This window comes from Pseudomonas sp. R3-41 (assembly GCF_054161485.1).
This window is the reverse complement of the sequence record NZ_CP096421.1, coordinates 1,343,999-1,366,338: the sequence shown is the minus strand read 5'-3', so window position 1 is coordinate 1,366,338 and position 22,340 is coordinate 1,343,999. Positions and strand designations below refer to the sequence as shown.

At 62.4% G+C, this 22,340-nt stretch carries 18 protein-coding genes; 13 read left to right on the top strand and 5 right to left on the bottom strand.

Annotated features, from left to right (window positions below; translation table 11 throughout):
* Positions 1-19: 19 nt before the first annotated feature.
* From M1D99_RS06170 to M1D99_RS06115, 12 genes are all read left to right on the top strand, one after another.
* Positions 20-1,189, top strand: a complete 1,170-nt coding sequence (locus M1D99_RS06170; protein ID WP_434574434.1) for a PilZ domain-containing protein — start codon at positions 20-22, stop codon at positions 1,187-1,189.
* 15 nt (positions 1,190-1,204) lie between these two features.
* Complete coding sequence (gene algK / locus M1D99_RS06165) at positions 1,205-2,689, top strand: alginate biosynthesis TPR repeat lipoprotein AlgK (protein ID WP_458131520.1); 1,485 nt, start codon at positions 1,205-1,207, stop codon at positions 2,687-2,689.
* A 5-nt stretch (positions 2,690-2,694) separates the two neighbouring features.
* A complete protein-coding gene (locus M1D99_RS06160; protein WP_411387551.1) occupies positions 2,695-4,185 on the top strand; it encodes an alginate export family protein in 1,491 nt (496 codons plus the stop codon).
* 26 nt (positions 4,186-4,211) lie between these two features.
* Positions 4,212-5,804, top strand: a complete 1,593-nt coding sequence (gene algG, locus M1D99_RS06155; RefSeq protein WP_434574432.1) for a mannuronan 5-epimerase AlgG — start codon at positions 4,212-4,214, stop codon at positions 5,802-5,804.
* Between the two features lie 11 nt (positions 5,805-5,815).
* Entirely contained in the window at positions 5,816-7,267 is a 1,452-nt protein-coding gene (locus tag M1D99_RS06150; protein WP_186705144.1) for an alginate O-acetyltransferase, read from the top strand.
* A gap of 11 nt (positions 7,268-7,278) precedes the next feature.
* Positions 7,279-8,415: a mannuronate-specific alginate lyase gene (locus M1D99_RS06145; RefSeq protein WP_458131519.1), complete on the top strand. Its 1,137-nt coding sequence runs from the start codon at positions 7,279-7,281 to the stop codon at positions 8,413-8,415.
* Positions 8,416-8,636: 221 nt separating this feature from the next.
* The gene (locus tag M1D99_RS06140) at positions 8,637-10,202 is read left to right on the top strand and encodes an MBOAT family O-acyltransferase (RefSeq protein WP_458131518.1); all 1,566 of its coding nucleotides are present in this window, start codon (positions 8,637-8,639) and stop codon (positions 10,200-10,202) included.
* Positions 10,203-10,213: 11 nt separating this feature from the next.
* Positions 10,214-11,389, top strand: coding sequence for an alginate O-acetyltransferase (locus M1D99_RS06135; protein WP_186705141.1), 1,176 nt, complete (start codon positions 10,214-10,216; stop codon positions 11,387-11,389).
* A gap of 14 nt (positions 11,390-11,403) precedes the next feature.
* Complete coding sequence (locus M1D99_RS06130) at positions 11,404-12,069, top strand: alginate O-acetyltransferase AlgF (protein WP_458131517.1); 666 nt, start codon at positions 11,404-11,406, stop codon at positions 12,067-12,069.
* A gap of 217 nt (positions 12,070-12,286) precedes the next feature.
* The gene (locus M1D99_RS06125) at positions 12,287-13,738 is read left to right on the top strand and encodes a mannose-1-phosphate guanylyltransferase/mannose-6-phosphate isomerase (RefSeq protein WP_186705139.1); all 1,452 of its coding nucleotides are present in this window, start codon (positions 12,287-12,289) and stop codon (positions 13,736-13,738) included.
* Between the two features lie 173 nt (positions 13,739-13,911).
* Positions 13,912-14,376, top strand: a complete 465-nt coding sequence (locus M1D99_RS06120; protein ID WP_434574430.1) for a multidrug transporter — start codon at positions 13,912-13,914, stop codon at positions 14,374-14,376.
* A 33-nt stretch (positions 14,377-14,409) separates the two neighbouring features.
* On the top strand, positions 14,410-15,234 hold the full coding sequence (locus M1D99_RS06115; protein WP_434574429.1) for an SDR family oxidoreductase: 825 nt from the start codon (positions 14,410-14,412) through the stop codon (positions 15,232-15,234).
* A 334-nt stretch (positions 15,235-15,568) separates the two neighbouring features.
* Here the strand turns inward: M1D99_RS06115 and M1D99_RS06110 are convergent, their stop codons facing one another.
* The 4 genes from M1D99_RS06110 to M1D99_RS06095 are packed head-to-tail and all read right to left on the bottom strand — an operon-like array spanning position 15,569 to position 20,423.
* Positions 15,569-16,432 (bottom strand): efflux RND transporter periplasmic adaptor subunit, encoded by an 864-nt coding sequence (locus M1D99_RS06110; protein ID WP_458131516.1) that lies wholly within the window; start codon positions 16,430-16,432, stop codon positions 15,569-15,571.
* A 10-nt stretch (positions 16,433-16,442) separates the two neighbouring features.
* A complete protein-coding gene (locus tag M1D99_RS06105; protein ID WP_250962872.1) occupies positions 16,443-16,643 on the bottom strand; it encodes a DUF1656 domain-containing protein in 201 nt (66 codons plus the stop codon).
* Complete coding sequence (locus M1D99_RS06100) at positions 16,633-18,834, bottom strand: FUSC family protein (protein WP_458132117.1); 2,202 nt, start codon at positions 18,832-18,834, stop codon at positions 16,633-16,635. The genes M1D99_RS06105 and M1D99_RS06100 overlap by 11 nt, the downstream gene beginning before the upstream one ends.
* A gap of 11 nt (positions 18,835-18,845) precedes the next feature.
* Positions 18,846-20,423: an efflux transporter outer membrane subunit gene (locus tag M1D99_RS06095; RefSeq protein WP_434574427.1), complete on the bottom strand. Its 1,578-nt coding sequence runs from the start codon at positions 20,421-20,423 to the stop codon at positions 18,846-18,848.
* A 351-nt stretch (positions 20,424-20,774) separates the two neighbouring features.
* Between M1D99_RS06095 and M1D99_RS06090 the strand changes: the two genes are divergently transcribed.
* Positions 20,775-21,743: a LysR family transcriptional regulator gene (locus M1D99_RS06090; protein WP_458131515.1), complete on the top strand. Its 969-nt coding sequence runs from the start codon at positions 20,775-20,777 to the stop codon at positions 21,741-21,743.
* Positions 21,744-21,771: 28 nt separating this feature from the next.
* On the opposite strand, the gene M1D99_RS06085 is transcribed toward M1D99_RS06090, so the two are convergent.
* Positions 21,772-22,029 carry a hypothetical protein gene (locus tag M1D99_RS06085; RefSeq protein ID WP_186705134.1) on the bottom strand — a complete coding sequence of 86 codons (258 nt, stop codon included), beginning with the start codon at positions 22,027-22,029 and terminating at the stop codon, positions 21,772-21,774.
* Between the last annotated feature and the right edge of the window lie 311 nt (positions 22,030-22,340).

Sequence of the window (22,340 nt, the reverse complement as noted above, 5' to 3'; positions counted from 1 at the left end):
TAACTAGGAAATCGCCCCTATGAACACCGCCGTGAATGTCAACGTAGTGCATGAATCCGAAGCCCAGCGCCAACACGCCCGGGTCAAAATCCCGGCCAAGCTGCGCTTCTTCGGTCCCGACCGCACGCCCATGGAAGTCAAGGTCCTGGACCTGTCCGCCGGCGGGCTGTGCTTCAACGCCGGCCAGCTGCCGCTCAAGATTGGCGAGACCTACAAGGCTCGCCTGCAATTCGTCATCGACAACCTTGGCCTGGCCATGGACGTGGAATTGCAGATCCGCTCCTACGACCGCGAGACCGGCCGTACCGGTTGCCAATTCCAGAACCTGGAGCCGCGGGACATCTCGACACTGCGTCACATCATCACCTCGCACCTGGCCGGCGACATCGTCGGCGTCGGCGACGTGCTGGCGACCCTGCAGCGCGACAACTTCACCAAGGCTCGCAAGCAGAAAGACGACAACGGCGGCATGAGCGCCTTCGGTCGCCTGCGCGCCGTGACCTTCAGCCTCGGGATCTTCATCGTTGGCCTGGCGGCGTTCGGGTTCATCTTCAAGTCGGTGTATGGCATGTACTTCGTCAGCCACGCCCAGGCAGGCCTGGTGAACGTACCGGGCATGGCGATCACCATGCCGCGCGACGGCACTGTGCAGAGCCTGGTCAAGGCCGACGGCGTGGCCGCCAAGGGCGCCCCACTGGCGACCTTCAGCACCAGCATGCTCGATGTGCTCAAGGGTCACCTGGACGACAACCAATTGCAGCCGTCCAAAGTCGAAGAGCTGTTCGGCAAGCAAATGACCGGCACCCTGACGTCGCCGTGCGACTGCATCGTGGCCCAACAACTGGTTGCCAACGGTCAGTACGCCAGCAAGGGCGACGTGATCTTCCAACTGGTTCCACGGGGCACTGAGGCCAACGTCGAAGCGCGTTTCTCCTATCGCCAGTTCGGCGACGTGCGCCCAGGCACGCCGGTCAGCTTCCAGGTCGCCGGCGAAGACACCACCCGTACCGGCAAGATCGTCAGCAGCACCAGCCTGAAAAGTGCCGACCTGTCCTCCGATATCCGTGTGCTGATCCAGCCTGACGAACCCCTGGACAGCGCGCTGGCCGGCCGTCCGGTAGAAGTCACCAGCGACCGTGGCCCGAACCTGAACTGGCTGATCGACAAAGCCATGGCCGTCGGTATTTAAGTCGAGGATATGCCCGTGACCATTATAAAAATCCTGAACAGCCCACAGACCCTGTGGGAGCGAGCCTGCTCGCGAAAGGATCCACGCGGTCAGGATGATATGCCGCAAGCTCGTTCCCAGATGGGAACACTGTGTGCCTTGGCACTGGCCGTCAGCCTGGCCGGTTGCGCCGGCCTGCCCGATCAACGCCTGGCCAACGAAGCCCTCAAGCGCGGCGACACGGCGCTGGCGCAGCAGAACTACCAGCAACTGGCCGACCTGGGCTACAGCGAAGCCCAAGTAGGCCTGGCCGATATCCAGGTGGACAGCCGCGATCCCGAACAGATGAAAAAAGCCGAGGCGACTTACCGCGCCGCGGCCGACATCTCGCCGCGGGCCCAGGCGCGCCTGGGTCGCCTGCTGGTGGCCAAGCCCGGTTCCACCGAAGCGGAAAAACACGAAGCCGAAGGCCTGTTGAAGAAAGCCTTCGCCAACGGCGAAGGCAACACCCTGATCCCGCTGGCGATGCTGTACCTGCAATATCCCCACAGCTTCCCGAACGTCAACGCCCAGCAGCAGATCAGTCAATGGCGCAGCGCCGGTTATCCGGAAGCGGGCCTGGCGCAAATCCTGCTCTACCGCACCCAAGGCACCTACGACCAGCACTTGGATGAAGTCGAGAAAGTCTGCAAGGCCGCGCTGGCGACCACGGACATCTGCTACGTCGAACTGGCCACCGTCTATCAGAAACGCGGCCAGCCGGAACAGCAGGCCGCGCTGCTCAAGCAAATGCAGGACGGCCACGCCCGTGGCGTCGTTTCCGCCCAGCGCGTGGACAGCGTCGCCCGCGTCCTGGCCGATGCCAGCCTGGGCAAGACCGATGAAAAGACCGCCCAATCGCTGCTCGAAGGCATCGCCCCTGGCTACCCCGCTGCCTGGGTCAGCCTGGCGCAACTGCTCTACGACTTCCCGGAACTGGGTGACGTCGACAAGATGATGCAGTACCTGGAAAACGGCCGCGCCGCCGACCAGTCGCGCGCTGATCTGTTGCTGGGCAAGCTGTACTACGAAGGCAAGTGGGTCCCGGCCGATGCCAAGGTCGCCGAGGCGCATTTCCAGAAAGCCGTGGGCCGTGAAGTGGCCGCCGACTATTACCTCGGCCAGATTTATCGCCGCGGTTACCTGGGCCAGGTGTACTCGCAAAAAGCCCTGGACCACCTGCTCAAGGCCGCCCGCAACGGCCAGAACAGCGCCGACTACGCCATTGCCCAGCTGTTCTCCCAGGGCAAGGGCACCAAGCCCAACCCGGTCAACGCGTATGTGTTCAGCCAGTTGGCCAAGGCGCAGAACACCCCGCAAGCCACCGAGCTTGCCCAAACCCTCGAAGCACAATTACCGCCGGAACAACTTGCACAAGCGCAACGCCTGCTACAACAAGAGCAGGCCATTCGCGGCGCAATGAGCCCCGATACGCTTGAACTGCAAGCCCTAAAAGAAGATGACGGCGAGGAACCTCTATGAAGCTTTTGAAGCTCAATCCTTTTGTACAGGCTGGTATTGGCCTGTCGTTTGCCCTGTTGTGGTCCAGCCCGACCCTGGCGGCCCTGACTGACACCAAGAACTTCGGCCTGGAAGTGAAGATCACCGGCCAGTCCGAAGACGACCGTGACCTCGGCACCCAGAGCGGTGGCGACGTCAACGGTGTCGGCCTGGACCTGCGTCCATGGGTCTACGGCGAAAGCGAAAGCGGCGCCTGGAGCGCCTACGCCATGGCCCAGGCCGTGACGTCCAGCGACATCATCGAGACCGACACCCTGCAGCAGTCCGATGGCAACACCCAGCAAACCGACAGCGGTGATCGCGAAGCCAAGAAAAGCTACCTGGCCATGCGCGAGTTCTGGATCGGCTACCGTGGCCTGACCCCTTACCCGGGCGAGCAGTTGAAGTTCGGTCGCCAGCGCCTGCGCAACGACGACGGCCAATGGCGCGACACCAACATCGAAGCCCTGAACTGGACCTTCGACACCACCTTGCTGCGGGCCAACCTCGGCGTGGCCGAACGGTTCAGCGAATACCGCACCGACCTCAAGGAACTGTCCCCCAAGGACAAGGACCGCATGCACGTCTACGGCGACGTGGGCTACCAGTGGATGCCAGGCCAGTGGGCCGGGATCCGTGCCCACCACTCCCATGACAGCGGCAGCCTCGATTACCCGACCCCGGGCGAAGCCACCGACACCCTGGACAAGACCGAGAACGGTGACTTGACCTGGCTGGGCCTGGAAGCCAACAGCGACGCCTACAACTGGCGCAACACCAACACCGTCAACTACTGGGCGAGCCTCACCGGCATGACCGGCGACCGCGACACCGTCAACCCGCTCAACGCCGACGGCACGCGCCCAACAGAAGCCAAGCACAGCGATGACGTCGACGGCTGGGCCACCGACCTGGGTATCCGTCTGCGTCTGGACCCGCAATGGCAAGTCGGTGCGGCCTATGCCCGCGCCAGCGAGGACTACGAGCAGAACGGCCTGCAAAGCAACCGCTCGAACTTCACCGGCACCCGCTCGCGCGTGCACCGTTTCGGCGAAGCGTTCCGCGGCGAAATGGCCAACACCCAGAGCGCCAGCCTGTTCGGTTCCTGGCAATTGCGTGACGAATACGACGCAAGCCTTGTGTACCACAAGTTCTGGCGCGTGGACGGCAACAAGCCGGTGGGCAGCAACGGCATCAACGCCGTGGAAAACAACACCGACGACGTGACCGGCGCGATCCTGTCCACCTCGACCCTGCCGCTGCGTGATGGCGACAAGGACCTGGGCCAGGAAGTCGACCTCGTCGTTACCAAGTACTTCAAGCAAGGCCTGCTGCCGGCCGCGCTGAGTCAGTCCATTGATGAGCCGTCGGCGCTGGTGCGCTTTCGTGGCGGCGTGTTCAAGCCAGGCGACGCCTACGGCAAAGAGGTCGATTCGTACATGCATCGCGCCTTTGTCGACGTGATCTGGCGCTTCTGATGCGAATGGCCATGGGAGTGCCCGATATGAACCGCTACCTCAGGAACAGCCAGGCGATGAAAGGTTCGATCAGCCTGTTGGTCGCAGCGATGCTGCTGGCCGGCTCGCCGGCGTTCGCCAACGTTGAACCGGTGGTCAAGCCGGGCAACGTGGCCAAGGAACTGCAACAAGCCAAGACCTACACCGTCAGCAGCGCGCCGACCGCACCGCTGGAGCTGGCCGCGCCGACCCTGCCCGACCTCAAAGGCTATACGCCCGAAGCGGTCGCGGCCAAGATCGTGCGCAGCAAGCCCGGCAAGATCAGCGTGCGCCGGATGATGCAGGAAAACGCCTTGAAGGACTTCATCGGCGGCGACAACAAGATGGCCGAGTGGGTGGTGCGCCAGCGCGGCATCCCACAGGCCATCTTCATCGACGATGGCTACATGAACCTCAAGGACCTGGTCAAAAAGGTGCCCAAGCAGTACCTCAGCGAAACCTCGCCAGGCGTATTCCTGGCCAGGATTCCGATTGTGGTCGGCGAGAAAGGCATCCTTGAGATCGACAAGCAAACCCAGGAATTGCGCCTGTCCCAGGAGGGCGGCGCATTCCTGATCAACGATGGCCGGATGTTCATCCGCGACACCAAGGTCACCGGCTGGCGCGAAAAGGAAAACGGCCCTGCCACGTTCCGCTCGCCCAATGAATTCCGTCCGTTCCTGCTGTCCTGGGGCGGCACCGAGACCTACATCGTCAACAGCAAGATGGCCAGTTTCGGCTACGCCAACAGTAAGTCGTACGGGGTGAGTATTTCCCAGTACACGCCGAACATGGCCAAGGTCCTCAAGCGCCCGGAACCGACCGGTTGGATCATCGGTTCCGAGTTCTCGGACATGTGGTACGGCTTCTACTGCTACGAAACCAACGACTTCGTGGTCAAGGGCAATACCTACAAGGACAACATCGTCTACGGCATCGACCCCCACGACCGTTCCCATCGGCTGATCATTGCCGACAACACCGTCTACGGGACCAAGAAAAAGCACGGGATCATTATTTCCCGTGAGGTCAACGACAGTTTCATTTTCAACAACCGCAGCTATGACAACAAACTCTCGGGCCTGGTGATCGACCGTAACAGCGTGAACAACCTGATCGCTTACAACGAGATCTACAAGAACCACACCGACGGCATCACGCTGTACGAGAGTGGTGACAACCTGCTGTGGGGCAACAAAGTGATCAGCAACCGCCGCCACGGCATCCGGATTCGTAACAGCGTGAACATCCGCCTCTACGAAAACGTGTCCATGGCCAACGGCCTGACCGGTCTCTACGGCCACATCAAAGACCTGTCGGACACCGACCGGGACATCAAGCTCGACCCGTTCGATACCGAAGTGTCATTGATCGTGGTGGGTGGCGAACTCGCCGCCAATGGCAGCGGCCCATTGTCCATTGACTCGCCCTTGAGCGTTGAGCTGTACCGCGTGTCCATGCTCGCGCCGACCAAATCCAGCGGCATCAGCTTCACGGGGATCCTTGGCGAGCGCCAGGATGAAATTCTCGACCTGTTGGTGCGCCAGCAGAAAGCCGTGCTGATCGACCCTGTCGAACGCCAGACCGAAATGCGGGACTGAGGATGACCTTTATGAACCCACAGATGATCAAACTTTTGGGCCTGTCCGCCCTGACTGCCGGCATTCTCGCCGCTGCAAGTGGCGCGCGCGCCGATGAAGTCAAGGCACCGAGCTTCACCGCCGAACCGTGCTGCAACCTGTGCCCGGCGGCCCATGACGCGAAGAACTACACCACGCGCTACCAGCAGAACTTCACCACGCTGGTACAAGCCCAGGGCGATTGGCTGTTCCGGACCCAGGAAGACCTGCGCACCGAATTCAACACCACGCCGGCCGGCTACAAGCGCCTGCAGCAGTTGCACGATGCGTTCAAGGCCAAAGGCGTCGAGCTGGTGCTCGTCTACCAGCCGACCCGGGGCCTGGTGAACCGCAACAAGCTCAACCCGCAGGAAAAAGCCGCTTTCGACTATGAGAAAGCCCTGGCCAACTACAAATCCATGCTCGGCCGTTTCGCCCAGATGGGTTATGTGGTGCCGGACCTGTCGCCGCTGACCAACGAAAACCTGCCCGAAACCCTGCCGGCCCACGATTTCTATTTCCGTGGCGACCAGCACTGGACCCCATACGGCGCCCAGCGCACCGCCAAGGTCGTGGCCGAGAAGGTCAAGCAGATCCCGGCCTTCGCCGACATCCCCAAGCGTGAGTTCGAGACCAAGAAGTCCGGCCGCATGGGCAAGACCGGCACCCTGCACAACATGGCCGGGCAGCTGTGCGGCACCAGCTACGCGATCCAGTACATGGACCAGTTCACCACCGAACCCAAGGGCGAGGCCGGCGACGGCGACCTGTTCGGCGATTCCGGCAACCCGCAGATCACCCTCGTGGGCACCAGTCACAGCGGCAAGAACTACAATTTTGCCGGTTTCCTGGAAGAAGCCATCGGCGCCGACATCCTCAACGTCGCCTTCCCCGGCGGTGGTTTCGAGGGCGCGATGATCCAGTACCTGGGCAGCGAAGAGTTCCAGAAGAACCCGCCGAAGATTCTCATCTGGGAATTCTCGCCGCTGTATCGCCTGGACCAGGAAACCATCTACCGCCAGATGATGGCGCTGCTGGACAACAACGGTTGCGAAGGCAAGCCGGCCCTGATGAGCAGCAAGGCCAAGCTCAAGCCGGGCAAGAACGAATTGATGGTCAACAGCCAGAACATGGATCTGCGTAACGGCAGCCACCAGGTCGACATCCGCTTCGCCGACACCTCGGTGAAAACCTTGCAAGCCACCCTCTGGTACATGAATGGGCGCCACGAGGACATCAAGATCGAAAAACCGAATACCTCCGACACCGACGGACGTTTCGCCTTCCAATTGCGTACCGACGAGGACTGGGCCTCCCAGAACCTCTTGGCTCTAGAGGTCCAGGGGCCTGAAGCCGGCAAGGAGCCACTGCAAGTGGAAGCGAAAGTCTGCAAACGCAACGCATCTCCGCAAGCCGGTCAACAAACGGCTCAAATCGGACAATGAGGTCTCGTCTCATGACCAGTACCACGCGCACCCGAACGTTGAAAACGCTGCTGGCGCCCTCCCTGCTGACCCTGGCGATGTTCGCCGGGGCCACGCAGGCGGCGGCCCCGCTGCGCCCGCCACAGGGTTACTTCGCACCGATCGAGAAGGTCAAGACCGGCGAAGCGGCCAAAGGCTGCGACGCCACGCCGACGCCCTACACCGGTTCCCTGCAATTTCGCAGCAAGTACGAGGGCTCCGACAAGGCCCGCGCAACGCTGAACGTGCAATCGGAAAAAGCCTTCCGCGACAGCACCGCCGACATCACCAAGATCGAGCGTGGCGTCAGCAAGCAAGTGATGCAGTTCATGCGTGACGGCCGCCCCGAGCAACTGGAATGCACGCTGAACTGGCTGACCGCCTGGGCCCAGGCCGATGCGTTGATGTCCAAGGACTTCAACCACACTGGCAAGTCCATGCGCAAATGGGCGTTGGGCAGCATGGCTTCGGCCTATGTGCGCCTGAAGTTCTCCGAGTCCCGTCCGCTGGCCAATCACCCGGAGCAGGCGCAATTGATCGAAGGCTGGTTCAGTCGGATGGCCGACCAGGTGGTCAGCGATTGGGACAACCTGCCGCTGGACAAGATCAACAACCATTCCTACTGGGCTGCCTGGTCGGTGATGGCCACCTCCGTGGCAACCAACCGCCGCGACCTGTTCGATTGGGCCGTCAAGGAATACAAGGTCGGCGTCAATCAAGTCGACGCCGAAGGCTATTTGCCCAACGAACTCAAGCGCAAGCAACGGGCCCTGTCCTACCACAACTACGCCCTGCCGCCATTGGCGATGATCGCCAGTTTCGCCCAGGTCAACGGCGTCGACCTGCGCCAGGAAAACAACGGTGCGCTCAAGCGCCTGGGCGACCGGGTGCTGGCCGGGGTGAAAGACCCGGACATCTTCGAAGAGAAGAACGGCGAAGAGCAGGACATGAAGGACCTGAAGGTCGATTCGAAATTCGCCTGGCTCGAACCGTTCTGCAGCCTCTACACCTGCTCGGAGGACGTGCTGGAACGCAAGCACGAAATGCAACCGTTCAAGACCTTCCGCCTCGGCGGGGACTTGACCCGGGTGTATGACCCTTCGCGGGAGAAAGGCGAGAAAGGGAGCTGACACCGTACCCCTTGCCTGGCGGCAAACCCATTGTGGGAGCGGGCTTGCTCGCGAATCGGTCTGACATCCAACAATGATGTCGACTGATACACCGCCTTCGCGAGCAAGCCCGCTCCCACAGGGGCAGTGTCAGACATGAACTGTATACGCCCCCCGGTTTTCATGGGGGGGTTTGGGGGGGCTCTGGCCCTTGACTGTTGATTCAACATGGAGAGATCGGGATGGTATTTTCATCCAACGTGTTCCTGTTCCTGTTCCTGCCGATCTTTCTCGGCTTGTACTACTTGAGCGGGCAACGCTATCGCAACCTGCTGCTGCTGATCGCCAGCTACGTGTTCTATGCCTGGTGGCGCGTGGACTTCCTCGCGCTGTTCGCCGGCGTGACCCTGTGGAACTACTGGATCGGCCTGAAAGTCGGCGCCGCCGGCGTGCGCACCAAACCGGCCCAGCGCTGGCTGTTGCTCGGCGTGGGCGTGGACTTGGCGATCCTGGGCTATTTCAAATACGCCAACTTCGGCGTGGACAGCCTCAATGCGATCATCACCGGCTTTGGTCTGGACCCGTTCATCCTGACCCACGTGCTGTTGCCGATCGGGATCTCGTTCTACATCTTCGAGTCCATCAGCTACATCATCGACGTCTATCGCGGTGACACACCGGCGACTCGCAACCTGATCGACTTCGCGGCATTCGTGGCGATCTTCCCGCACCTGATCGCCGGCCCCGTGTTGCGTTTCCGCGACCTGGCCGACCAGTTCAACAACCGCACCCACACGCTGGACAAGTTCTCCGAAGGCTGCACCCGCTTCATGCAGGGCTTCATCAAGAAAGTGTTCATCGCCGACACCCTGGCGGTGGTGGCCGACCATTGCTTCGCCTTGCAGAACCCGACCACGGGCGATGCCTGGCTCGGCGCCCTGGCCTACACCGCACAGCTGTACTTCGACTTCTCCGGCTACAGCGACATGGCCATCGGCCTGGGCCTGATGATGGGTTTCCGTTTCATGGAAAACTTCAAGCAGCCCTACATCAGCCAGTCGATCACCGAGTTCTGGCGCCGCTGGCACATCAGTTTGTCGACCTGGCTGCGCGACTACCTCTACATCACCCTGGGCGGTAACCGCAAAGGCACGCTGATGACCTATCGCAACCTGTTCCTGACCATGCTGCTCGGTGGTCTGTGGCACGGCGCGAACATCACCTACGTGATCTGGGGTGCCTGGCACGGCATGTGGCTGGCCATCGAAAAAGCGGTAGGCATCGACACCAACCCACGCAGCATCAACCCGATTCGTTGGGCGCTGACCTTCCTGCTGGTGGTGATGGGCTGGGTGATCTTCCGCGCCGAAAACCTGCACGTGGCCGGTCGCATGTACAGCGCGATGTTCAGCTTCGGCGACTGGTCGCTGTCGGAACTGACCCGCGCCAACCTCACCGGCCTGCAGATCGCCACGCTGGTAGTGGCCTACGCCACCCTCGCCTTCTTCGGCCTGCGGGACTTCTACACCAACCGTCCACCGGTCAAGACCAAGCCTGAGGTCAATACCGAAGCCAACGGCCCGGCCACCGCGCAACCGGGAATGATCAGGGCCGTGCCGGGTGACAACCCAGCGGCGACCCACGAGCCGGGCTACACCGTCGGCGTCGAGGCCCAAGTGCAACCGGCCTACTGGACCGTGGACTGGTCACGCTACGTGATGCGCGCCCTGGTGCTGCTGCTGTTCATTGCCTCGATTCTCAAACTCTCGGCGCAAAGCTTCTCGCCGTTCCTTTACTTCCAGTTCTGAGGGATCTGAACATGACCCGCTCATTACGCATCTTTTACATCGCACTGTTCATGCTGATTTTGACAGCGCTGGGCCTGTGGTCGATGCGCAGCTTCTTCGGCTTCAGCACCAACCCCGACGCGACCGTGCTCAACGGGCGCTGGGCCAAGGCCGTGGAAACGCACTACGACGAAGAGTTTCCGATCAAGCGCCTGGGCACCAACATCTGGGCCGCGCTGGATTACAAGCTGTTCAACGAGGGCCGCAAAGGCGTGGTCCTGGGCCGCGACCAGTGGCTGTACAGCGACGAAGAGTTCAACCCGATCGTCAACGAAGACCAGAACCTGCAAGGCAACTACGCGCTGATCGAAGGCGTGCGCCAGAAGCTCAAGGAGCAAGGCATCACCCTCGTCATGGCGATCGTGCCGGCCAAGGCGCGGCTGTACCCCGAGCACCTGGGTGAAGTGAAGCCTTCGAGCATTCACGCCAACCTGTACCAGGACTTCCATGCCCGCGTGGCAGCGGACAAGATCGTCGCCCCTGACCTGCTCGCCCCGCTGCAGCAGGCCAAGCAAAGCGGCCAGCAAGTGTTCCTGCGCACCGACACCCACTGGACACCGGAAGGCGCGCAAATTGCTGCGGAACATCTGGCCAAAGCCATTGCCGAACGCACACCACTCAATGGCGAACCCCAGCGTTTCGTCACTGAACCGGCAGAGAAAGTCATTCATAAAGGCGACCTGCGTCAGTTCCTGCCGCTGGACCCGCTGTTCGAAAACCTGATGCCGGCCCAGGAGCCGCTCGTCAAGCGCAACACCCGCGAAGCCGACGACCAGCCGGCCAGCGATGACGCACTGTTCGCCGATGCCCAGGTGCCCGTAGCCCTGATCGGCACCAGCTACAGCGCCAACCCCAACTGGAATTTCGTCGGTGCGCTCAAGCAAGCCCTGCACAGCGACGTCGTCAACTACGCCGAAGACGGCCATGGGCCGATTCTGCCGATGCTCAGCTACCTCAAGAGCGATGCTTTCAAGAACAGCCCGCCACAGGTGCTGATCTGGGAGTTCCCTGAACGTTATCTGCCCGTGAACAACGAGATCGGCGACGCCGATCCGCAGTGGGTCGCCGAGCTCAAGCAGGCCGGCGCCCGCCAACAGAACGTAGCTGCTAACACACAATCCGAGACGCCCGACCGGGCGCAAAACTGAAAGAGAGGTCCACCATGACTTTCAACACTACTCCTCGCCGTCTCGCTGCTCGCTCCTTCAAGGCTGTTGCCCTGGTCGCCAGCATGAGCGCCCTTTCCTTCTCGGCCTTCGCCGGTGACTCGGCCCTCTACGGTCCGGTCGCGCCAAAAGGCTCGAGCTTCGTGCGGGTGTACAACGCCAGCAACGCCGAAGTCAGCGCCACCGTCGGCAGCACCAACATCAGCGACGTAGCTCCCCTGGCCAGCAGCGACTTCAGCTTCATGCCCGGTGGCGACTACAGCGCCAAGGTCGGCAGCCAGTCCGTGCCGGTGAAACTGGCCTCCGATCACTATTACACCCTGGTCAACAACGCCAGCGGCCAGCCGCAACTGATCGAAGAGCCACCGTTCAAGAACAAACAGAAGTCCCTGGTCCGCGTACAGAACCTCAGCGACAAGGCACTGACCCTCAAGACCGCCGACGGCAAGACCGAAGTGGTGCCGAACGTGGCCGCCAAGGGCCGTGGCGAACGTGAAATCAACCCAGTGAAAGTGTCCCTGGCCCTGTTCGAAGGCGACAAGAAAGTCGGCGACGTCAAGCCCGTGGCCCTGGAGCGCGGCGAAGCGGCCGTGCTGTACGTCACCGGTTCAGGCAGCAGCCTGTCGCCAGTGTGGGTGAAACGCCCAGTGTCGACCCGCTGATGAATTCACCTGATTGACGCTGTACCCCTGTGGGAGCGGGCTTGCTCGCGAATACGGTCTCACATTCAACATTGATGTTGGCTGAACCACCGCTTTCGCGAGCAAGCCCGCTCCCACCCTGAATCGGGGTGTCAATCGGGTACGGAACAACAACAAGAGAGTGAAACGACAGAACGCAGTAGCTCTAACAACCATTTCGCTTCAAGGAGTAACAAACATGATTCCGGTGATCTTGTCAGGTGGTAGTGGCTCACGTCTTTGGCCGCTTTCGCGCAAGCAATTCCCTAAACAGTTCCTGGCCTTGACCGGTGAACACACCCTGTTCCAGCAGACCCTCGAGCGCCTGGTGTTCGAAGGCATGGACACGCCGATCGTGGTCTGCAACAAAGACCACCGTTTCATCGTCAACGAGCAACTGAGCGCCCGTAAGCTCGAAACCCAGCGCATCCTGATGGAACCGTTCGGCCGCAACACCGCACCGGCCGTGGCGCTGACCGCGATGATGCTGGTCAACGAAGGCCGCGACGAGCTGATGCTGGTGCTGCCGGCCGACCACGTGATCGACGACCAGAAAGCCCTGCAACGCGCCCTGGCCCTGGCCACCGTGGCCGCCGAGCGTGGCGAAATGGTGCTGTTCGGCGTACCGGCCACCAAACCGGAAACCGGCTACGGCTACATCAAGTCGACCAACGATGCGCTGCTGCCCGAGGGCGTGAGCCGCGTCTCGCACTTCGTCGAAAAACCCGACGTCAAGCGTGCCACCGAGTTCGTCGAGGCCGGCGGTTATTTCTGGAACAGCGGCATGTTCCTGTTCCGCGCCAGCCGTTTCCTCGAAGAGCTGAAAAAACACGATCCGGACATCTATGACACCTGCCTGCTGACCCTGGAGCGCAGTGAGCAGACCGCCGATACCATCACCTTCGACGAAGCCACCTTCGCCTGCTGCCCGGACAACTCCATCGACTACGCCGTGATGGAAAAGACCCAGCGTGCCTGCGTCGTACCGCTGTCGGCCGGCTGGAGCGATGTCGGCTGCTGGGCGTCGCTGTGGGAAGTCAACGAGAAAGACGCCAATGGCAACGTCACCAAGGGCGACGTCGTCGTCCAGGACAGCCGCAACTGCATGATCCACGGCAACGGCAAACTGGTGTCGGTGATCGGCCTGGAAAACATCGTGGTGGTCGAAACCAAGGACGCCATGATGATCGCCCACAAGGACAAGGTCCAAGGCGTGAAACAGATGGTCAACACCCTCAACGCACAGGGCCGTACCGAGACTCAGAACCACTGCGAAGTCTATCGTCCGTGGGGTTCCTATGACTCGGTGGACATGGGCGGGCGCTTCCAGGTCAAGCACATCTCGGTCAAGCCGGGTGCGTGCCTGTCGCTGCAGATGCACCACCACCGCGCCGAACACTGGATCGTGGTCAGTGGCACCGCCGAGGTGACCTGCGACGAGAACGTGTTCCTGCTTTGCGAAAACCAGTCGACCTACATCCCGATCGCGTCGGTGCACCGCCTGCGCAACCCGGGCAAGATCCCGCTGGAAATCATCGAAGTGCAGTCCGGCAGCTACCTGGGCGAAGACGACATCGAGCGTTTCGAGGATATCTACGGTCGCTCCACCCCGATCGAACGTGGCGTGTCGGTGAAGACCATCGCACAGTAACCCGCAGCAACGATCAGCCGTACAAGAAGCCCCCATCCAGCCCACTGCGTCCCCTATCCGCAGTGGGTTGGGTGGGGGCTTTTTTTTGCAAGTAAGTCATGGCCGGGCATCATTGCTTCAACATTGCCCGCGCCCTTCGGTAGGATGTGCCTACGGTAACGGAGGCTTCCACCATGCTTATCGGCGTCTTGCTGGTCATCACCTGGCTCATCCTGCTGTTGCGCTACCCGGCCAAGGCCTTGCCGGTCTCCCTGGCGGCGTTCATCGGGCTGGGACTGGTCGCCGTGTGGGTGCTCTGGCAGGAAAGTCGCGAGACCCGGCAACTGGAGCGCCTGGAATTGCGCATCAGCTATGCCCCCGGACTGTGCCCCGCCGACCGGCCGCTGTCTCTGACCCTGAAGAACAACAACGACGTGCCGCTGCTCGAACTGCGCTGGCGGGTCGCGGCCTATGCACCTGGTGACACCATCAACCTGGCCGACAGTCCCTACGACGCACCACGCTACCGTGGCCCTGGCGAATTGCAGGCCGGCGCCGACTGGCAGGATTGCCTGCCCCTGCCGCCCCTGCGTCCAGGTTATCGCCCACAAACCCTGGAGTTTCGCGCCGAGCGCTTGCACGGCAGCTTCTCCAACTGATTGCCTCCCCACTTTTTGCACAAGGAACGCGCCATGCCTGTTGCGTTGATCACCGGATGTTCCAGCGGCATTGGCCGCGCCCTCGCCGACGCCTTCAAGGCCGCGGGTTATCAGGTCTGGGCCACGGCGCGCAAGGCTGAGGACGTGGCGACGCTCGCCACGGCCGGGTTCACCGCCGTGCAACTGGACGTCAACGATGGCCAGGCGCTGGAGCTGTTGAGCGAACGGATCAACCAGCAGCAGGGTGGCCTGGATGTGCTGGTCAACAATGCCGGCTACGGCGCCATGGGCCCACTGCTGGATGGCGGCGTGCCGGCCATGCAACGTCAGTTCGAAACCAACGTGTTCGCCATCGTCGGGGTCACCCGGGCGCTGTTTCCGGTATTGCGTCGGGCCCGGGGGCTGGTGGTGAACATTGGCAGCGTGTCCGGGGTGTTGGTCACGCCGTTTGCCGGCGCCTACTGCGCCTCGAAGGCGGCTGTGCATGCCCTGAGCGATGCCTTGCGCATGGAACTGGCGCCGTTCGGCATCCGCGTGATGGAGGTCCAGCCTGGCGCGATCGCCTCCAGCTTCGCCAAGAATGCCGGCCACGAAGCCGAACAATTGATCAGCGAACAATCGCCCTGGTGGCCCCTGCGCGAGGGCATCCGCGCCCGGGCCAAGGCCTCCCAGGACAACCCGACCCCGGCCCACGAATTCGCCGCCGCGCTGCTCAAGGCCGTACAACAACCCAAGCCGCCCCGCCTGCTGCGACTGGGCAATGGCAGCCGGGCGTTGCCCATGATGGCCGGTTTGTTGCCAAAAGGGTTGCTGGAGAAGGGGTTGATGAAGCGGTTTGGGTTGGGCAAATCGCTGTAATCATCGCAAACCTGGCTTTTTGGCTGTTGTGGCGAGGGAGCTTGCTCCCGCTCGGCTGCGCAGCAGTCGTAACCCGGCTGGCACGGTTAATCCGTCGCACCGCAATGCCTGTTTTGGGGTGGCTTCGCCACCCAGCGGGAGCAAGCTCCCTCGCCACGGGTGAACGAGAGTTCCGGGTGCAACCGGAAAAAAGTGGGAGCGGGCTCGCTCGCGAAGGCGCCGGCACAGCCAACATCAGTGCAAGCTTAACCACCGCTTTCGCGAGCAAGCTCGCTCCCACAGGTTTTTCTGGTGTGCAACAAACTCACCATCACCCACAAGCAATCCACTGGTCTCAACGCTTGTCGCGGGGTTCAACCACCACCGTGCAGGTCATCCCCGCCGCCAGCAGCACGCCGTCCGGCACCTCATCCAGATGAATGCGCACCGGCACCCGCTGGGCCAGGCGCACCCAGTTGAAGGTCGGGTTGACATCGGCGATCAGCTCGCGGCTTTCGGGGTTGTCGCGGTCGTAGATACCACGGGAGATGCTGTCCACATGCCCCTTGAGCACCTCTCCGCTCATCAACTGTAACTGCGCCGAATCGCCGACCCGCACCTTGGGCAACTTGGTCTCTTCGAAGAAGCCATAGACCCAGAACGAATGCATGTCCACCACGGCCATCTTCGCCTCGCCGATGCGCGCATAGTCGCCACGGTGGACGTTGAGGTTGGTGACGTAGCCGTCCACCGCTGCGCGAACCTCGGTACGGGACAGGTTCAATTCGGCGGCTTCCAATTGCGCCTGGGCCTGCTGGTAATCGGCCAGGGCCGAGTCGGCGATGTTGCTGGCGTCGTCGCGGTTTTCCCGGGAGATCACCAGGCTGTCCAGGTCGGCACGCCGATGGGCGTTGACCTTGCGCATTTCCCAGGTGGCCTTGCGCGACGCCACCAGGGAGCGCGCCTGCTTCACCGCGATGCGGTAATGCTCGGGGTCGATGCGCATCAGCAGATCACCCTTTTTCACCCACTGGTTGTCGCCCACCGGCACCTCGACCACCTCGCCGCTGACATCGGCGGCCACGTTGATGATGTCGGCCCGCACCCGGCCATCGCGGGTCCAGGGCGTGTTCATGTAATGGACCCACAGCGTACGGCCAATCCACAAGGCCAGACCCAGCACCAGCAGCGTCGCCAGCAGGCTGAAGAACTTTTTCATCGCATCGATCTCAACGGTAGACCGTCAGCGCCAGCGCGCCGAACAGACAAGTGAACAGACTCAGGCGCAACAACGCCGGGTGCCAGAAGAAGCGGTACAAATCCACCCCCGACAGGAAACGGTCCAAGGCCCAGGCCAGGCCGGCGGCGATGAAAAACATCAGGGTCATGGTGGGCATGTACACGCCATGGAAGGCGATCTCACGGGGCATGTTCAGGTTCCTGGGGAAGCGTGGCAGGCGGTATGACATAGCCGGCCAACGGCGATTGCGGGTCCAGCAGCGAGGTGCGGATGAAATGCAGGTAGCTTTTCACCCGACGCAGGGCCGAGGTGTCGAAATGCGGGGCGAAGGGTTCGTCGGTGGCCTGCACACGGCCAATGGCGTGGTCCACCGCCACCAGGGCACGCTCCAGATTGCTCGGGTTCGGTTGGCGGAACAGCCGCACCAGCGCCCGCCCCATCACCCGGATCGCCTGGCGCCACGGCTGGCTTTCGGCATACGCCGGATGCACCGGTAAAATCGCCTGTTCCTTGCGCAGCTCGATGATCGCGTGGCCGACTTCCAGCACCACGAACATCCAGCGCAGCAAGTCCCGTTGCACCCCAGGCTGCCCCGCCGCCAGCCCGTAGGCCTGATGCAGCAAGTCGCGGGTACGGCTCTCGAAACCCGAGGCCAGGCCCTTGAGTTTGCCACTGATGGCAAACACCACCTGCTCGCGCAGGTCCTGTTCCAGCCGACGCCACAGCCAGCGGCTGTTGGGCGGCAGAATAATCGCCCCGGCCGCGGCGCACACCAGCATGCCGAGGATCATCGCGATGTAATCGTTGATGAAGGCGTAAGGGTTGTAGACCGTCAGGTTGTCCGGCACCGAGCCGGTGCAGAAAAAGATCAGTAGCCCCAGCCCGACCCCGGCGTATTGGGGACGCGAACTGAGGAACGAGCCCAGCATGATCACCGGTGCCAGCATCACGCAGAGCAATGGGAAACCATCGATCAACGGGAAGACGAAGAACATTTCGACGAAGCCGATCAACGCCCCGGCCAACGTGCCGCAGGCCATCTGGAAGGCCATGCGCTTGGGGTTCGGCGTCGCGGCCGACAAGCCCACGGTGGCGGCGGCGATCATCGTCATGGTTGCGCCGCTCGGCCAGGCGGTGGCGACCCAGTAGCTGCCCAGCAACAACAGGATGAAAGCAGCGCGAACCCCCGACGCCGTGGCGGCCAGCCAGTTGGTCTGCGGCACGAACGGCTCGTCCCAGCGTTCACGGTCATGGCGATGCTCGGCCAGGGACGCGTGGGTCTGAGCGTAGCCATGCAGGTCGTCGACGAAGCGATACAGCAGTTCATAGGCGGTGTGGAAATCCAGTAGTTGCCCGTCGCTCGGCGCGGTGTCCTGGAAAACCGTCCGCAGCCGCCGCACCTGGGCCGGCAAATCGGCCTTGTACTCGGCCAGCGTCGCCGACAGACGGGCCGCATCGGCGTCGGTCAGGGCCCGGCCACTGAAACCGTCCAACCGTTCGGCCAGGGTTTGCAAACCAGGCTTGATGGCATTGACGACATGACCCGCCGCGCTGCTGCGCAAGCGCTCAAGCAACTGGTGCAAGGCGTTGAAGCGAGTGGTGATACCCATGAACTCGCTGTTCAAGCGACTGAGCCGACCGTTGCGCCGGCGCATGTGCGGGTCTTCGAACACAGTCACACTGCGCAGGCTTTCCAGGCCCACGGCCTCGGCAATGAAGCTCACGTTGCGCGCCTCGAACGCCTCTCGCTGGCTGCGTCCACGCAGGCCGTCGGTGACAAACAGGGCGAACACCCCGAAGCGCTGGTACAAGGCATTGCGCATGGCGGCACTGGCGGTTTGCGGCAGGATCGCGGCACTGACCAGGGTGGCGCAAAGAATCCCCAGGGAAATCTCCAGCACCCGCCAGACCGCCGCCATGAATGCACCTTCCGGATGGGCCAGGGCCGGCAGGCCGATCATCGCCGCGGTGTAACCGGCCAGCACGAAACCATAGGCGCGGAAGTTGCGATAACGCGCCGCCCCCGCCGAACAAAGGCCGACCCAGATCGCCAGGCAAACGAGGAATGGCTCAGTGTTCTGGGCAAACAAGGCGATCAACGCCACCATCACCGCCGAGCCGGCCAGGGTGCCGAGGAAACGATAGAAACTCTTGGCGAACACCTGCCCGCTCTGGGGTTGCATGACGATGAACACGGTGATCATGGCCGTGCGTGGTTGTGGCAATTCCAGGCGCATCGCCAGCCACAAGGTCAGGAACGCGGCCAACAGGACCTTGAAGATATAGACCCAGGTCACCCCGTCGCTGCGGGCCCAGTCGAAGAAACCACGGCGCCATTCGAGACGGTACAGCCAGCGGGCAGGGGCGAATAAAGACATCACAATAGAACGACTCAGCATTGTGGCGAGGGAGCTTGCTCCCGCTTGGGTGCGCAGCACCCACTTTGCGGCGCGATTGGAGGGGCTGCTGCGCAGCCCAGCGGGAGCAAGCTCCCTCGCCACAGGGTATGGCCCGAGTCAGGACTGTCGTTGCCGGCCTCAAGCCCGCCACCCAGCGCCGTCACCAAGTCGGCATGGGCACTCAACCGGGCCGCCTGCACCTGCTGTTGCACCTGTTGCTGTTTGAATAACAGGCTTTGAGCGTTGAGCACGTTGAGGTAGTCGGTGAGCCCGCGCTGGAACGCCACCCTTGCGATGTCGTAGGTGCGCTGGGCCGCAGCCACCGATTCAGCCGCGAAGACCTGTTGCTTGTCCAGGGACTGGCGGCGGATCAACTGATCGGAAATGCCCTTGAGGGCGTTCACCAGTGTCTGGTTGTAGTGCGCCACGGCGATGTCAAAACCGGCGGCCGCCTCGCCCAACTGCGAACGCAAGCGCCCGCCGTCGAAGATCGGCAAGGTGATCGCCGGCCCGACGTTGTAGGTGAGCTTCTTACCCGTCAAGAACTCCAGCGCCCCACCCCCGGTGGCCATGTAGCCGAGGCTCCCCACCAGATCGACGTTGGGATAAAAACCGGCCCGGGCCACATCGATGCCCCGGGCCTGGGCCGCCACTTGCCAACGCCCGGCCACCACATCCGGCCGCTGGCCAAGCAGTTCGGCGGGCAAGGCCGACGGCAGCTTCAAGGGCGCGCCGAGGGCCAGGGTCGGGCGTTGCAACGGCGCGCCTGCGCCCGGCCCCTTGCCTGCCAGCGCCGCCAACTGATTGCGGCTCAAGGCGATGGCTTCGTCGAGGGCGTCGAGTTGGCGATGGGTCTCGGGCAGGGGCGCCTGGGCCTGGCTGACTTCAAACTGGGTACCGATGCCGCCGTCCAGACGCTTTTGCGCCAGAGCGAGAATCTGCTGTTGTTGATGAAGCGTCGCGGCGACGATATCGCGCTGGGCATAGTGCAGTGAAAACTGGATGTAGGCGCGCACGATGTTGTTCTGCAACTCCAGTTGCGCCTGTCGTGCTTCAGCGACGCTTACGTGGGCCAGATCAACCGCCCGTTCACTGGCATTACGCTCACGACCCCACAGGTCCAGGGCATAGCTCAAGCCCAGGGAAGCCTTGTTGTCCCAGGTCGTGGTGTCGGCCAACTCGCCCGGGCCGTAGAACTGATCGGTAGGCCAGTCATGGCGCTTGAGGATCGCCTGGCCATTGATCTGCAGCGACTCGGCGGCCTCGGCAACACCGGCCACGGCCTTGGCCTGGCGCACCCGGGCGGCCGCCATGGCCAGGCTCGGGCTGCCCTGCACCGCCAGGTCGATCCAGCGATCCAATTGCCGATCACCGTAGGCTTGCCACCATTGGCCGGCGGGCCAGCGGGCATCGCGGGCGGCCTCGCGGATGCCGGCATCGGTTGCCAGTTGGTTGGCCCGCACTACCTGGCCGTGTGGCGCAATGCCGCCTGTGCCGATGCAACCGCTGATGGTTAATGTCAGAACCCAAACACTGAGAGTCTTCAGCTCTCTGCTGATGCAACGCGGCACTGGCGCAAAATTCCTGAGAGGGGCACAACGATGGGATGAGAGTGCTTGCCTGTGGACACAAGACCTGTGGGAGCAAGCTTTTGTGGGAGCCGAGCTTGCTCGCGATGGGGACGACACGGTTTAACCACAGGACCGCGTCATCGTTCATCGCGAGCAAGCTCGGCTCCCACAAAGTTCGCTTCCACAGGAGTCAGTGACCCAGGATTGGCGGCAATTCTAGGCATCGCCCTCCCCGGCGATAAGCCGACCTTTCTGCGAATCTTTGTTACCGTTAACGCGATAATCCATTAGTCGGGTCCCGCATCTCTGTAACTTCATGTCACAATTTGCCACCTCCCAAGAGAGCCCTCCATGGACACCTTGCAAAACATGCGCGCGTTCAGCTGTGTGGCCGAAGCCGGCAGTTTCACCGCCGCCGCCGCGCAATTGGATACCACCACAGCCAACGTCTCGCGTGCGGTTTCCAACCTGGAAGCCCACCTGCAAACCCGTCTGCTCAACCGCACCACCCGACGCATTGCGTTGACCGAGGCGGGTAAACGCTACTTGCTGCGTTGCGAGCAGATCCTGGCGTATGTCGAAGAAGCGGAAGCCGAGGCCAGCGACGCCCATGCGCGGCCGGCCGGGCAGTTGAAGGTTCACACCATGACCGGCATCGGCCAGCATTTCGTGATCGACGCCATCGCCCGCTACCGCAAGACTCATCCGGACGTGACCTTCGACCTGACCCTGGCCAACCGCGTGCCGGACATCCTCGACGAGGGCTACGACGTCTCCATCGTGCTCGCCAGCGAACTGCCGGATTCGGGCTTCGTTTCCCAACGCCTGGGAATCACCTACAGCATCGTCTGCGCGTCGCCCGCCTACGTGAAAGCCAGCGGCTGCCCGCAAAAGCCCAGCGACCTGCTCAACCACGCCTGCCTGCGCCTGGTCAGCCCGGTCATCCCGCTGGAAAAATGGGTGTTCGACGGCCCGGAAGGCCAAGAGATGGTCACCATCAACAGCTCACCGTTCCTGGTGAATTCCGCCGATGCGATGAAAACCGCGATCACCAGTGGCATGGGCGTGGGGGTGCTGCCGGTGTACGCCGCCATCGAAGGCTTGCGCAACGGCACGCTGGTGCGGGTCATGCCCAACTACCGCTCCCAGGAACTGAACCTCTACGCCATCTACCCGTCGCGCCAATACCTGGACGCGAAGATCAAGACCTGGGTCGAATACCTGCGCGGCTCGTTGCCGGAAATCCTCGCGGCGCACCAGGCTGAACTGACGGCTTATGAATTGAGTGGCAGCCTGGCGGGCACACTGGTCGCGAACTGAAGTCGTGCCCCGTGCTCGAAGGATGACTTCAGCGCTTGCCCATTGAACGGCGCGTTCCAGGAGGCGCGGCGCCCGGAGTCTTGGTGTGGCCATTCTTTGCGCCATTCTTGTACCACGGCTGCTGGCCGGCGCCCTTGGCCGCAGCCAGTTCACCGGGTTTGAACGGGAATTTGAAGGCGGGGATCGCCGCTTTCACGTCCTCGCTGCTGGAAACATCGCTGTCCGTCTGGCCAGACGGTTCGCCTTGCGAGCGTTCGTCCGCGGGCGATGGTATTGAGGAAGTCATTTGAATTATTCACTTGAGTAGGACAACAAACCCGTGGCGAGGGAGCTTGCTCCCGCTTGAGTGCGAAGCGCTCACAGGGATGGGGCCGCTTCGCAGCCCAGCGGGAGCAAGCTCCCTCGCCACAATTCAGTATGCCGGGCTCGGTAGGCAAGCCGCGAAAGGCGGCAGTATACCTGCCCGATATCCCGGCGCGCAGGCCAGTTTCATCCAACACGAACCACCGCCATCACGAGCAGGCTCGCTCCCACATTCAATCTTCAGTGGGCACGAAACTGATATCCAACACAGAGCCACTGTGGGAGCCGAGCTTG

Coding starts and splice junctions, on each gene's coding strand:
- M1D99_RS06170 (WP_434574434.1), top strand. CDS start 20: ATGAACACCGCCGTGAATGTCAACGTAGTGCATGAATCCGAAGCCCAG.
- algG (WP_434574432.1), top strand. CDS start 4,212: ATGAACCGCTACCTCAGGAACAGCCAGGCGATGAAAGGTTCGATCAGC.
- M1D99_RS06150 (WP_186705144.1), top strand. CDS start 5,816: ATGAACCCACAGATGATCAAACTTTTGGGCCTGTCCGCCCTGACTGCC.
- M1D99_RS06145 (WP_458131519.1), top strand. CDS start 7,279: ATGACCAGTACCACGCGCACCCGAACGTTGAAAACGCTGCTGGCGCCC.
- M1D99_RS06140 (WP_458131518.1), top strand. CDS start 8,637: ATGGTATTTTCATCCAACGTGTTCCTGTTCCTGTTCCTGCCGATCTTT.
- M1D99_RS06135 (WP_186705141.1), top strand. CDS start 10,214: ATGACCCGCTCATTACGCATCTTTTACATCGCACTGTTCATGCTGATT.
- M1D99_RS06130 (WP_458131517.1), top strand. CDS start 11,404: ATGACTTTCAACACTACTCCTCGCCGTCTCGCTGCTCGCTCCTTCAAG.
- M1D99_RS06125 (WP_186705139.1), top strand. CDS start 12,287: ATGATTCCGGTGATCTTGTCAGGTGGTAGTGGCTCACGTCTTTGGCCG.
- M1D99_RS06120 (WP_434574430.1), top strand. CDS start 13,912: ATGCTTATCGGCGTCTTGCTGGTCATCACCTGGCTCATCCTGCTGTTG.
- M1D99_RS06115 (WP_434574429.1), top strand. CDS start 14,410: ATGCCTGTTGCGTTGATCACCGGATGTTCCAGCGGCATTGGCCGCGCC.
- M1D99_RS06110 (WP_458131516.1), bottom strand. CDS start 16,432: ATGAAAAAGTTCTTCAGCCTGCTGGCGACGCTGCTGGTGCTGGGTCTG.
- M1D99_RS06105 (WP_250962872.1), bottom strand. CDS start 16,643: ATGCCCCGTGAGATCGCCTTCCATGGCGTGTACATGCCCACCATGACC.
- M1D99_RS06090 (WP_458131515.1), top strand. CDS start 20,775: ATGGACACCTTGCAAAACATGCGCGCGTTCAGCTGTGTGGCCGAAGCC.
- M1D99_RS06085 (WP_186705134.1), bottom strand. CDS start 22,029: ATGACTTCCTCAATACCATCGCCCGCGGACGAACGCTCGCAAGGCGAA.